The following is a 12,853-nucleotide window of genomic DNA, read 5'->3' as shown; positions in this document are numbered from 1 at the left end:
GGTATGACAGTACGGTACTGGACCGTACTGCACAAGAGACGCGCGCGTGCACTTTCACCCCGCGCGACGGCTGGCCGGCGCTAGCCCGATCGGGTCAGACCGGGCAGGATGAAACCATCCACCAGCGTCCGCACGGTGCGGCTGTCCGGCGGCCGGTTCGGAATGATGGACCGGTAGATGAGGTATCCCGGCAGCAGATCCCACAACTCGTCGGTGATCACTTGCTCGGTAATCTCGCCCCGGTCCACGGCTTGCCGTAACACCCCGTCAATCAATGCTTTTCGCTGATCCAGGAACCGATGCTGCATAGCGTCGCTGAGCGCCGGGTGGCGTGACACTTCCACAAGTACGGCCCGGATCGTGCTGGACTGCCGGGCGGCGTGCTCGCAGATGGTCTCACCGATTTTCACAAGATCGCTTCGCAGCGCGCCGGTGTTGGGCGGTAGCGCAACCTGGCAGACGCCCTCGATGAACGCCGCCAGGACCAACTCGGCCTTCGACGGCCAGCGCCGGTAGACGGTGGCCTTGCTGGCCCGGGCGGTGTTGGCCACGGCGTCCACCGTCAGACCGTCATATCCGTGCTCGGCCAGCAGCTCCAACGTCACCGCCAGCAACTCGGCCTCACGCGGCGACCACGGTGATGCGTCCCCGGGAGACTCCGCCGTCTGGGCCATAGCGCCCACCATAGGACGCCACCACTAGTACGGTCCAGTACCGTACCGATCCGCGGACCGCGTCACTCCTGCTCCGCCTAGGTTTCCGGCGGGCCCTCGGCCAGCAGCTTGCGGAACCCGTCCTCGTCGAGGATCGGGACACCGAGCTCGACGGCTTTGTCGTACTTGGACCCGGGTGAGTCACCGACCACGACGAAGGAGGTCTTCTTCGATACCGAACCGGCCGCTTTGCCGCCGCGACTGACAATCGCCTCCTTGGCGTCGTCCCGCGAAAAGCCGGCCAAGGAGCCGGTCACCACGATGCTCAGCCCCGCCAGGGTGCGGGGGGTGCTGTCATCGCGCTCCTCGGCCATCCGGACACCGGCCGCGCGCCACTTCTCGATGATGTCGCGGTGCCAGTCGACAGTGAACCAGTCGGTGACCGCGGCCGCGATCGTCGTTCCTACTCCTTCGACGGCAGCCAGCTGTTCGGTCGTGGCGGCAGCGATCGCATCGAGGCTGCCGAAGGCGGCCGCCAGCGCGCGCGCCGCCGTCGGGCCCACATGCCGGATGGACAAAGCCACCAGCACGCGCCACAGCGCAGCCGTCTTGGCCTTGTCCAGATTGGCCAGCAGACGTCTGCCGTTGGCCGACAAGTCGCCCGCCTTGGTGCGGAACAGGTCCGTGCGCAGCAGTTCCTCTTCGGTGAGGCCGAACAGATCGCCCTCGTCGGCGATCGCCCCGGACTGCAGCAGCGCGGCCCCGGCCTCGTAGCCGAGCACCTCGATGTCCAGCGCGTTTCGGCTGGCGACATGAAAAACGCGCTCGCGCAACTGCGCCGGGCACCGGCGGGAGTTGGGGCAACGGATGTCGGCGTCGCCCTCCTTCTCCGGCGCCAGGGGTGTGCCGCACTCGGGACATGTTGTGGGCATGACGAATTCGTGTTCGGTGCCGTCACGAAGATCGACCACCGGCCCCAGCACCTCGGGGATCACGTCGCCGGCCTTGCGGATCACCACCGTGTCGCCGATCCGCACGCCTTTGCGCTTGACCTCCGAGGCGTTGTGCAGCGTGGCCTGCGCCACCGTCGAGCCGGCCACCTTGACCGGCGTCATGAACGCGAACGGGGTGACCCGCCCGGTGCGGCCGACGTTCACCCGGATGTCGAGCAGCTTTGTCTGCGCCTCCTCCGGCGGGTACTTGTAGGCGATCGCCCAGCGCGGGGCGCGCGAGGTGGAGCCCAGTCGGCGCTGCAACGCCACCTCGTCGACCTTGATCACCACGCCGTCGATCTCGTGGTCCACCTCGTGGCGGTGCTCGCCCCAGTAGTCGATCCGCTCCTGGACGGCCGCCAGCCCTGTGACGACAGTGGTGTGCCGGGAGACCGGCAGTCCCCACTCCTGCAGCGCCAGGTAGGCCGCATGCTGGCTGACCGGCCGAAAACCCTCGGTGTGCCCCAGGCCGTGACAGATCATCCGCAGTTTGCGCCGGGCGGTGACAGCGGGGTCTTTCTGCCGCAGCGAGCCGGCGGCGCTGTTGCGTGGATTGGCGAACGGCGCCTTGCCCTCCTCGATTAGGCTGGCGTTAAGAGCCGCAAAATCCTCGATCCGGAAGAAGACCTCGCCGCGCACCTCGAGAACGTCGGGCACCGGGTACTCCTCGCTGGCAGACAACCGCAGTGGCACGTCGTCGATGGTGCGCGCGTTGAGCGTGACGTCCTCGCCGGTGCGGCCGTCGCCGCGGGTCGCCGCGCGGACCAACCGTCCGTCGCGGTAGACCAACGACAACGCGACACCGTCGATCTTGAGCTCGCAGAGGTAGTGCGCCTCGTCACCGACCTCGGCGTGCACCCTGGCCGCCCAGGCGCCGAGTTCCTCGGCGCTGAACGCGTTGTCGAGGCTGAGCATCCGCTCGAGGTGTTCGGCAGCCTCGAACTCCGTCGCGAACCCGGCGCCGCCGACCAGTTGGGTGGGTGAGTCAGGCGTGCGCAGTTCGGGGTACTCGGCCTCCAGCGCCTCCAGTTTGCGTAGCAGCTGATCGAATTCCGCGTCGGTGATGATCGGCGCATCGCGCACGTAGTAGCGGAACTGGTGCTCGCGTACCTCCTCGGCCAGCTCTTGCCACGCGCGCATGACTTCGGGGCGCAGCACCTCGGGAGACGTCACCTTGGCAGGCTATCGAAGCGGGCCGACGCGCCCTCGCCGACATTGCCGCAGTGGTCGCGCTCAGGGCGAAACCACAACCCTCACGGCAATCTCGCCGCACGGGCCCTATTCCTCGACGCTCGCGCGCCGACGCCGAAACGCAACTAAGTGGTTGCGCAAAACTCTAGATCGCGTCGGGATCCTGGGCGAATGCCTCCGCGGCGTCGCGGGCCAACCCTACGGCGATGCGCGCCCACTGCGGCGTCGCACCCGCCAGCCCGCACGCCGGACTGACGCCGACTCGCCCGCGCAACGGGGAGCGCCCGAAACCCAGGCGGTCGGTCACCCCGACCACCCTGGTGGCCACTTCTTCGATCGACGGCCGGCGTTCGGGTGCACTGCCGTCGACGACGCCGAGCACCACCGTGCGCCCCGTCTCCATGAACGCAGCAATACCGTCCAACTCTGCGGCCCGCAACTTGTTGACGTCTATCGCGATAGCATCGATTCCCGTGCGCCCCAACATATCCCATGGGAAATCCGGAGCGCAGCTGTGCAGCGCGATGTCAGCGCCCACCACCTCGACGCAGGTCTTGAGCAACGCTTCGGCGACCGCCTCGTCGAGCGAAGGCACGGGACTCAGGGCGGTGACCCCGGTGAGCCGACCGCCCAGGGCGGCCGGCAGCGTCGGTTCGTCGAACTGCACCACCACCGGGGTGTCGAGCCGACGGGACAGGTCGGCACGGTGGGCGGCGACGCCTTCGGCCAGCGAGGCGGTCAAATCGCGCAGCGCTCCCGCATCGGTGATCGCGCGGTGGCCATTGCTGAGCTCCAGACCTGCCGCCAGGGTGACCGGACCGGGTGCCTGCACCTTGACCACCCGGTCGCCGCCCCGCAGCCCTGCGGTCTCCCATGCCTCTTCGAGGGCGTCCATGTCCTCGTCGAGCATGCTGATGGCCCTGCGCGTCACCGCGCCGGGACGGGAGACGATGCGGTAGCCGCGTGGCACAGTGTCCAGGGCCACGTCGACGAGCAGGGCGGCGGCGCGCCCGAGCATGTCGGCACCCACTCCCCTGGCCGGCAACTCGACCAGATGGGCCAGCGCGCCGCCCAATTCGCCGACGACGACTTCAGCGGCCCGGCGCGCCGAGGTACCGGGCCAGGACCCGATGCCGGTACCACGTGCGAAAGCACTCATCCGGCAACCGTATTCGCCTCACCCGACAGGCCACCGGCCAGGGGTGTTTAGCACCGTTTCACGCGGGTAAGTTCGAGCCGGAAGGGCGGCACATGGCGAAAATGACACGGTTGCTCCTGTCGTGTTGCGCGGTGATGCTGGCGACGTCATGCACTCGCGTGGTGAGCGGGGAGGCGTTGCCGGCCTTCGGCGCGGTGCCGTTGGACGTGCTCGATGCGGGCACGGTGCTGTTAGACCAGTCGCGCATGCGATCGATCACCGGTGCGGGCGAGCACCTGACGATCATTCCGTCGATGGACGGCCGGTACCCCGTGGACATCGAAGACCTTGCGGCGACCGCGCCGGCGGAATGCCGGTTCGTGTTCGCCGAGACCGCGACTTTCGGGCCCGAGGTCAAGGCATTCCACAAGACGACCTTCCAAGACCCACCCGGCGGCCGGTTGATCTCCGAAGGCGCCGCCAGCTACCACGACGCCGCTACCGCCCGGCGCGCTTTCGAGGGGCTGGTGTCGACCGTCAAGGGCTGCGCGGACAGTTCGATGGGCTGGCTGTTCGTCAACTCGTGGGACGCCGACGCTGACTCGCTGCACATGCGACCGGGGTCGTGCGGGCGCGATTACCGGGTGCTCTCCGTGGCGTTGCTGGAAGTCACCTTCTGCGGTTTCCCGGAATCGGTTTCCGACATCGTGATGACCAACATCGCCGCCAACGTACCGGGCGGTTAGGCCCGTCCGGTGCCGGCGATGGTGGCGCTGCCGATCACCTCGTCGCCGTCGGGATCGGGGCGATACAGCACCAGCGTCTGGCCGCGGGCCACGCCGCGCAGCGGCGCGCGCAACTGCACGACAAGTTCGCCATCGACCAATTCCGCGACCGCATCGGCGATTTCGCCGTGTGCACGCACCTGAACCGCGCATTCGACGGGACCCGAGGGGGCTGCTCCGGCGGTGAAAACCGGTGCCCGGCCGGTCAGTGTGTGCACGTCGAGATCGGTCACGCTGCCGACCCGTACGGTGCCGGTGTCGGCGTCGATCGCCGTCACGTACCGCGGCTGACCGTCGGGCCCCGGCCCGGCGATGCCCAGGCCCTTGCGCTGGCCGATGGTGAAGCCGTGCACGCCGTCGTGTTCGGCCAGCACCGCTCCGTCCGTATCGACCACTGCCCCACGACGGACGCCGATGCGCTCGCCGAGAAAGGCCTGGGTATTGCCGGACGGGATGAAGCAGATGTCGTGGCTGTCCGGCTTTTCGGCGACCGCCAGACCCCGGCGGGCCGCCTCGGAGCGGATCTGTGGCTTGGGGGTATCACCGATCGGGAAGGCCGCATGCCGCAACTGCTCGGCGGTCAGCACGGCTAGCACGTAGGACTGGTCCTTGTCCCGGTCGACGGCGCGGCGCAGCCGTCCGTCGGACAGTCGCGCATAGTGCCCGGTGACCACCTGATCGAACCCGAGGGCCAGTGCGCGTGCCGACAGGGCGGAGAACTTGATCTGCTGATTGCAGCGAACGCAGGGGTTCGGTGTTTCGCCCCGCGCATAGGACGACACGAAATCGTCGATCACGTCCGCCTGGAACTTGTCCGCGAAATCCCAGACGTAGAAGGAGATTCCGAGGACGTCAGCGACCCGCCGGGCATCGGATGCGTCTTCTTTGGAGCAGCAGCCTCGCGACCCGGTGCGCAGGGTGCCCGGCGCCCTGGACAACGCCAGATGCACGCCCACCACGTCGTGCCCGGCGTCGACCATGCGCGCGGCGGCCACCGACGAGTCCACACCACCGCTCATCGCGGCGAGAACCTTCACTGGGCCGACCCGGCGGCGGCCAGGGCGGCCCGTCGCGCCCGCGCCACGGCACGAGGCAACACCTCCAACGCCGCATCCACATCGGAGTCGACGCTGTTGTGGCCGAAGGAAAGTCGCAGGGATCCGCGGGCGCTGGCCGGATCGGCGCCCATGGCGATCAACACATGCGACGGCTGCGCCACACCGGCGGTACACGCCGATCCGGTGGAGCACTCGATTCCGTTGGCGTCCAGCAGCATCAACAACGCGTCGCCTTCGCAACCGCGAAAGGTGAAGTGCGCGTTGCCCGGCAGCCGGAGCGGGTCGCGGGCGCCGTTGATGCGGACATCGTCGATCTGCGCCAGCACGCCCGTCACCAGGCGGTCCCGCAGTTCCCGCAGCCGTGTTCCGTTGGCGTCCAACCCGTCCACTGCGATCCGGGCCGCCGCGGCCATGCCCACCGCACTGGCGACATCCGGTGTTCCGGAACGGATGTCGCGCTCCTGCCCGCCTCCGTGCAGCAGCGGTACGCACGCGACGTTGCGGCGCAACAACAATGCACCCACTCCCGGCGGGCCGCCGAACTTATGTCCGGCCACGCTCATGGCAGAAAGCCCGCTGGCACCGAAGTCGACCGGTAGCTGCCCGATGGCCTGCACCGCGTCGCTGTGCATCGGGACGCCGAACTCGGCGGCGACGGCGGCCAGTTCGCCGGTCGGCATGATGGTGCCGACCTCGTTGTTCGCCCACATCACCGATACCAGTGCCACGTCGTCGCCGCCGTCGAGCGCCTCGCGCAAGGCAGCAGCCGACACCGAACCGTCGGATTCGGTGGGCAGCCAGGTGACCTCGGCGCCCTCGTGCTCGACGAGCCAGTTCACGCTGTCCAGAACCGCGTGGTGTTCCACTTCGCTGGTGACAATGCGGCGGCGGTCCGCGTTCTCGTCGCGGCGCGCCCAGTACAGGCCCTTGACGGCCAGGTTGTCGCTCTCGGTGCCGCCCGCGGTGAAGATCACCTCGGAAGGGCGCGCACCGAGCTTGTCGGCGATCGACTCCCGGGATTCCTCGATCCGCCGGCGCGCCGCGCGGCCGGTGGTGTGCAGCGACGACGCGTTGCCCACGGTGCCCAGCACAGCGGTCATCGCCTCGATGGCGGCGGGGTGCATCGGGGTGGTGGCGGCGTGATCGAGGTAGACCATGACTGGCTTCACGATACCGGCCGGTCGAGTGGCCCCAAACTTCCGCGACCTGCACCACGCGGGCCGGCGGCACGGCAACCGCGACTCCTTTTCGCGCAGCCGCTCCACTTGTGAAATCGACCACTTAATGAACCGCAGGCGCGAGTCAGAATTTACAGTTTGAGCGGATTTCAGAGGAGGTGATACAGGATGCGTAAATTGACACTCAAGCCAACTGTCGTGGTTCGTGCAGACCGAGGCGCCGCGGTTCCATTTTTCTACCGCGAGAAATAAGCTGCTGGTGACCGCCATTGATTGATTGAATCGGTGAGCGGTCGCCCTCTTCTGATGCGACCAGGAGTCACTGACCGATGCGGCTCAGGCGGCGGCGATGTCTATCGTGCTACTGGCTTGACAGTGCTTTCGTGCTTCACCCTTATCCGCACCTACCGCCCGTCGAGTTGCATCCGGCGGCCATCGAAATCCTCGCGGCTTTCGACAACTGGATCGAAATCGACACCGCCATATCGAATCTTCTCGACCATGATCGCGCATCAATTAGCGATGCGGTGGCAGTGCTCCGAGATCAAGGGCTGTTACTTGCGGAGGGCTCCAAGGAGGCCGACCAGGACGAAAAGATCGTCACCCAGTGGGGACCATGGGCACCTGAAGCGTCGCTCTTTCACTATGCGACGCAGGACGAGGACTACGTTCCTACCAGCCTTGGTCCGGAATGCGTGGAGTGGCGCGGTGATGCGATCTCATCCGCCGTCGGCGAGCATCGTGTCTACACGCTGTTCACCGGTTATCCGGAAGCCGATCGGTTGCTGCTGCCTCGCGGCCTGACCGGGTTACCGGAGCCATTCGAACAAGTCTTGTACCGGCGCCGGACCCATCGTGACTTCTCTGATCGACCCGTGCCGCTGGAAACGCTTTCGACGCTGCTGGCAACGGTGTTCGGGCCGGTCGATTACCTCGACTCCGGAGTGCACGCATTGATACGGCGCACCAGCGCTTCTGGGGGCAGCCGCCAGGAAATCGACGCCTACGTCGGAATACTGAACGTCGACGGTGTACCGGCGGGCATCTACCACTACAACGCTCTCGAGCACTCGCTGGAACTGCTCGACGCCGGACTGTCCCCGCAACGCGTTGTCGATTTGTGCGGAAGGCAGGAATGGACCGGCACGGCGGCGTTCATCGTCGTCCTGTGCATGACGGTCGACCGCATGCTCAGCAAATACCGTACGCCGCGCGCGTACCGCATATGTCTGATCAACGCCGGCCATTTGGGCCAGACTTTCGCGCTCACCGCCACGGCACTGGGACTGGGCCCCTTCCAGACTGCGGCATTCTCCGACTCACACGTGGCAGAGGCTTTCCGGTTGGACAATATCGCGCAGACGCCGCTCTATATTTTGGCTGCGGGTTATCCCGAGGCGAACCCCGCGATGCCCCCGCGCGCGGGTCTGGACGCGTTCCGCAGGACATCGCTGTACGGACTCGGCGACCGCCCAGCCGATTAAGCCCGCACCAGCGTGGGATCCCACGCACCCTCGGTGCCCAGGCCGAAACCGCTGGCGCAGCGATCACCGAACTAAGTGGTAGTTTGTGAACAAGTCGTCCAGCATCTTGACAGTAGAGGCCATGATCGCGCTGCCGACACAGCCGGAGAACGCATGAGCGCCGACATCCGGCGGTGGTGCTTCGCCGATCAACTCGGCCCACACTTCCTGGACGACCCGGCCCAACCGGTGTTATTGATCGAGTCGCGGGCCGTGTTCGGCCGTCGCCGGTTCCATCGCCGCAAGGCCCACCTGGTGCTGTCGGCGCTACGCCACCGCGCTGCGGAACTCGGCGAGCAGGCGGTGTTCTTGCAGACGAGCACCTATCGGGAGGCACTCGATCAGCTCGGCGAGCCGGTCAGCGTGTGCCAGCCCACCTCGTGGTCGGCCGACCGTTTCGTGCGGTCCCTGCCATCGGTCGATGTCGTCCCCGCTCGAGGATTCTGCACCAGCCGAGAAGATTTCGAGGAATGGGCGAAATCACAGCGCACCCTGCGGCTGGAGAACTTCTACCGCACCGCGCGCCGCCGCTTCGACCTTTTGATGGACGGTGACCAGCCCGTCGAGGGCCGATGGAATTTCGACGCCGACAACCGCGAGCCGGCCCCCAAAGGCACCGGAAACTTGGGCGTTCCGCCGCCCTGGCAGCCACAGGAGGACGAGATCGACGAACAGGTCCGCGCCGACCTGGACCGCTGGGAACGTGACGGCGCGGTGTCGTTCGTCGGATGTGACGGGCCACGCGAATTCGCCGTCACCGCAGCCGAAGCACAGCAGGCCCTCGCGGCGTTCCTGCGAGAACGGTTGCCGCACTTCGGCCCGCATGAGGACGCCATGCTCACCGGCGACCGGTTCATGGCGCACAGTCTGCTGTCGGCGCCGATGAACCTGGGCCTGCTGGATCCCTTGGATTGCGCCTACGCCGCCGAAGACGCCTATCGCAGCGGCGCGGCACCGATCAGCAGCGTCGAGGGATATATCCGTCAGCTGATCGGCTGGCGTGATTACATCTGGCACGTGTACTGGCACTTCGGTCGAGAATACCGTCACCGCAACGTATTACGTGCCACAGCCGCACTGCCGGACTGGTTCGCCGAACTGGACGCCGAAGCAGTGGAAGCCAACTGCCTCTCCGACGTGCTGGCGCAGGTCCGCGATCACGGCTGGGTTCACCACATCCCCCGCCTGATGGTGCTGTCCAACTTTGCGCTGCAACGGGGTTGGGACCCGGCCGCCGTCACCGACTGGTTTCACCGGTCTTTCGTCGACGGCTACGACTGGGTGATGGTCGCCAACGTGGTCGGGATGTCGCTGCATGCCGACGGCGGGCTGATGGCGACCAAGCCGTACGCGTCGGGCGGCGCCTACATCAACCGCATGAGCGACTACTGCGGCGGATGCAGATACAAACCGAGCCAACGAGTCGGTGAGCAGGCCTGTCCGTTCACCGGCGGCTACTGGTGGTTTCTGGCCCGCAATACCGAGCAGCTGGGACGCAACCGGCGGATGGCGCAGCCGATGGCCGGGCTCGGCAGGCTGAAGGATCTCGACGAGGTGGTGGCACAGCAGCGCCGCCTCGGCGACAACGCGCCGTAAACCTACCGAGCCCGCAGGAGCTTCTCGATCCGCCGCAACGCGATCTCACACACCACCAGGTAGGCCGGCGCCCACCGGGGCACGCCGAAGGTGATCCGCGCGCCGTCGCCCTCCGGATCCACCCGGTGCCAGGTGGCGGGGATCCCGGCCACTCTCCAGGCCCAGCAGCTGCCGGGCTCGAACTCGGTGATGACGAACGGCACCCGCACCAGCAGAGCCGTCCGGACCGTGCCGGTCACGCCCGGACCCAGCCGCTGATACGGCGGATCCAATTCGGCCCCGTTGATCGACGGGCCCCAGCGCGGCCAGGCGTCCAGGTCGACCAGCAGGTCCCACGCCGCCTGCGGTGGTGCAGCAACGAACCGATTCACACTGAACGTCATCGCTCCAGGTTTCCCATTCCCCGGCTACCAACCCATCGATCCCGGAATTCCCTTGAACGGGCCCTTGATCCAGCTGGTGATCCATCCCCCGTAGAACCCGCCAGGTTGTGGAAGCGCCTCTTCACCGTTGACCGTGCAACGATCCACCTGGGCCGCCATCACCGCGACCGCATTCGCGATCGGCGTGAACCCGGCCGTGGGCCGCTGGTAGGTCCAGGCCGCGCGCGAGGCCACCCGGTCCGGCGTCACCAGGTCGTAGTAGCTCGCCTGACCTTTCCATTCGCACCACGACGAACCGGCGGCCGGCCGCAGCACAGCCTCCACGAAGGCGTCCTGGGGCAGGTAGTAGGTCGGCGGGTGACTGGTCTCCAGCACCCGCCAGGCGCGCTGCGTCGAGGCGATCCGCCGACCACCCAACTCAATGGTGATCGAACCGGCGAATTCTTCCAGTCGTGGCGGGCGGGGGTAGTCCCACACCGACTCCTGCCCGGGACCCGCGACATCCGGCTTCGGCCAACGACTCATGAGTACCTCCGCGCTCGGTTGACGCCCGACCAACTGCATTGTCCACCGAGGCGCGCAGGGGCTTCAGGCCACCAGCGCGTGATCCAGATTCGCCGGTGCGCCCGAGCGCACCGCGGACTGGCACCGACGGGCCAGGGTGCGCCGGTCGGCGCCCGGCAGCTGCAGCGACTCGACCCGGACCCGGGCCACGGTGCGGCGCGCGCAGACCACCCGGTAGACCGACCGCAGCAAGGTGTCCCGACCGACGTAGGCCGGCGCGGTGGACATCCGCCCGTCCAGGTGGTGGTAACTCAGGCACAACGGCTGCACGGGGCGCCCGGCGTCGATCGCGGCCTGGAACATGGCCGGGTAGAAGCTGCCGAACGCCACTCCGCACCAGGTGGTCCCCTCCGGGAAGGCCACCACCGTCTGCCCGGCCCGCAGGCGCCGGGCTACCGCGTCCACCACGGCGGGCAACCGTCGCAGACTGGCCCGCTCGATCGGAATGATCTTCAGGATCCGCGCCACCATCCCGCTCGCGGGCCCGGTGAACATGTCGGCCCGCGCGACGAATGACCCCGGCAGCACGGCGCCGATCGCGAAGACATCCAGCCACGACACGTGAGTGCTGACCACCAGCACTCCGCGCAAATTGCGAATGGGACTGCCCAACACTGTAATTCGAACGCCGAGGCTGCGCAGCATCAACCGGCAGTAGGCGCGCTGCAGGTGGGTGGAACCCGGCAGCGGGATGCCCAGCAACGGTAGGCCGGGGACCAGTAGCACTACCAGCCCGATGCGCAGCACGGCGCGCAACCGCACCGCCGGCCCGGACACCGGCGCGGCGTCCAGGCAACCGACGTCACACGATGCGCGGGGCAGCCAGGAGTGTCCGGGCGTGTTCACCGGGGCGCGCCCCCCATTTCGGCGGCGACCGACACCGACCGCAGGCGCTTGAGGTAGCGGGTGTCGGCTTCGCCCTTACCGAGCAGCACGCAGAAGTCGCCGACGGCGAAATCCGGGTCATGGGCCGGCTCCCCGCAGGCCCGGGCCCCGAGCCGCAGATAGCCTCGCATCAACGGCGGAATCGAAGGGCGGGCCGGCGGCGCGATGTCGTCGAGCGGCCTGCCGTCGATGCGCACCGGCCGATAGGGCCGCACCCGGTACCGTGCCGGGTGCCGCTTGAGCACGAAGTCGCGCACACCCCGGATCCGGCTGCCCGCAGCCTCGCCCTCGGTCTCGACCGGCACCGACACGCAGCCGGTCACATAGTCGTAGTCGCAGCGATCCAGGTAAGCCAGAATTCCCGCCCACATCAGCAGCACGACCGCGCCGTTGCGGTGGCCGTCGCGCACCACGGCGCGGCCCATCTCCACCAGCGACGGCCGCAGCGCGTCGAAGGCTCGGACGTCGAATTCCGTTGCTGTGTATAGCCCACCGGCGGCGATGGCGCCCGAAGGCGGCAGCATGCGGTAGCAGCCGACCAACTCGCCGGTGTCGTCGTCGCGGACCAGGAGGTGGTCGCAGTACTCGTCGAACTCGTCGACGTCCAGGCCCGGGGGGCCGTCTACGGGCAGGGAGAAACCGGGGTGTTGCTGAACACGTCGTAGCGCAGGCGCTGTGCCGCTTCGATGAGGCTCGGATCGGTGGACAGCAACAGGGAATAGTGCGGTCCGGACGACGACCGTGTCGCCGGGCCACGAGGCTTGTCGCTGGGTATGAGAACGGATGCGATGCTCATGGGCACCAACGTGGCGCAGCCGTTCAGCTAACCGGCATCGGCGCGCTGACGCGTCGGTGCACGTCAGGTGACGAAATGTGGCAACAGAACACTTGATGACGAGAACCCGAA

At 67.5% G+C, this 12,853-nt stretch carries 10 protein-coding genes and 2 pseudogenes; 3 read left to right on the top strand and 9 right to left on the bottom strand.

Features of this window, described 5'->3' with window-relative positions; translation table 11 throughout:
• Positions 1-80: 80 nt before the first annotated feature.
• From JX552_RS09645 to JX552_RS09635, 3 genes are all read right to left on the bottom strand, one after another.
• Positions 81-686, bottom strand: coding sequence for a TetR/AcrR family transcriptional regulator (locus tag JX552_RS09645; protein ID WP_241010988.1), 606 nt, complete (start codon positions 684-686; stop codon positions 81-83).
• Positions 687-751: 65 nt separating this feature from the next.
• Positions 752-2,785 (bottom strand): NAD-dependent DNA ligase LigA, encoded by a 2,034-nt coding sequence (ligA, locus tag JX552_RS09640; RefSeq protein ID WP_431195973.1) that lies wholly within the window; start codon positions 2,783-2,785, stop codon positions 752-754.
• A 196-nt stretch (positions 2,786-2,981) separates the two neighbouring features.
• Positions 2,982-3,995 (bottom strand): uroporphyrinogen decarboxylase/cobalamine-independent methonine synthase family protein, encoded by a 1,014-nt coding sequence (locus JX552_RS09635; protein WP_205877116.1) that lies wholly within the window; start codon positions 3,993-3,995, stop codon positions 2,982-2,984.
• Between the two features lie 92 nt (positions 3,996-4,087).
• Between JX552_RS09635 and JX552_RS09630 the strand changes: the two genes are divergently transcribed.
• On the top strand, positions 4,088-4,720 hold the full coding sequence (locus tag JX552_RS09630; RefSeq protein ID WP_205877115.1) for a sensor domain-containing protein: 633 nt from the start codon (positions 4,088-4,090) through the stop codon (positions 4,718-4,720).
• Here the strand turns inward: JX552_RS09630 and mnmA are convergent.
• Positions 4,717-5,796 (bottom strand): tRNA 2-thiouridine(34) synthase MnmA, encoded by a 1,080-nt coding sequence (gene mnmA / locus JX552_RS09625; protein WP_205877114.1) that lies wholly within the window; start codon positions 5,794-5,796, stop codon positions 4,717-4,719. The genes JX552_RS09630 and mnmA overlap by 4 nt on opposite strands.
• Positions 5,793-6,974, bottom strand: coding sequence for a cysteine desulfurase family protein (locus JX552_RS09620; RefSeq protein ID WP_205877113.1), 1,182 nt, complete (start codon positions 6,972-6,974; stop codon positions 5,793-5,795). Before JX552_RS09620 ends, mnmA begins: the two co-directional genes overlap by 4 nt.
• Before the next feature lie 440 nt (positions 6,975-7,414).
• On the opposite strand from JX552_RS09620, the gene JX552_RS09615 reads away from it, so the two are divergent.
• On the top strand, positions 7,415-8,479 hold the full coding sequence (locus tag JX552_RS09615) for a SagB/ThcOx family dehydrogenase (RefSeq protein WP_205877112.1): 1,065 nt from the start codon (positions 7,415-7,417) through the stop codon (positions 8,477-8,479).
• Positions 8,480-8,632: 153 nt separating this feature from the next.
• Positions 8,633-10,114: a cryptochrome/photolyase family protein gene (locus JX552_RS09610; RefSeq protein ID WP_205877111.1), complete on the top strand. Its 1,482-nt coding sequence runs from the start codon at positions 8,633-8,635 to the stop codon at positions 10,112-10,114.
• A 2-nt stretch (positions 10,115-10,116) separates the two neighbouring features.
• Here the strand turns inward: JX552_RS09610 and JX552_RS09605 are convergent, their stop codons facing one another.
• From JX552_RS09605 to JX552_RS09590, 4 genes and pseudogenes are all read right to left on the bottom strand, one after another.
• Positions 10,117-10,497: an SRPBCC family protein gene (locus JX552_RS09605; protein ID WP_205877110.1), complete on the bottom strand. Its 381-nt coding sequence runs from the start codon at positions 10,495-10,497 to the stop codon at positions 10,117-10,119.
• A gap of 24 nt (positions 10,498-10,521) precedes the next feature.
• Positions 10,522-11,022 (bottom strand): DUF427 domain-containing protein, encoded by a 501-nt coding sequence (locus tag JX552_RS09600; protein ID WP_205877109.1) that lies wholly within the window; start codon positions 11,020-11,022, stop codon positions 10,522-10,524.
• Positions 11,023-11,118: 96 nt separating this feature from the next.
• Positions 11,119-11,907, bottom strand: a pseudogene (locus JX552_RS09595) (lysophospholipid acyltransferase family protein); the annotation flags it as partial.
• Positions 11,904-12,742, bottom strand: a pseudogene (locus tag JX552_RS09590) (GNAT family N-acetyltransferase). The pseudogenes JX552_RS09590 and JX552_RS09595, both read right to left, overlap by 4 nt.
• Positions 12,743-12,853: the final 111 nt, after the last annotated feature.

The organism is Mycobacterium gordonae, from assembly GCF_017086405.1.
Lineage (GTDB): Bacteria > Actinomycetota > Actinomycetes > Mycobacteriales > Mycobacteriaceae > Mycobacterium > Mycobacterium gordonae_D.
The sequence above is the reverse complement of the archived record's forward strand: the minus strand, read 5'-3'. Positions and strand labels throughout refer to the sequence as shown.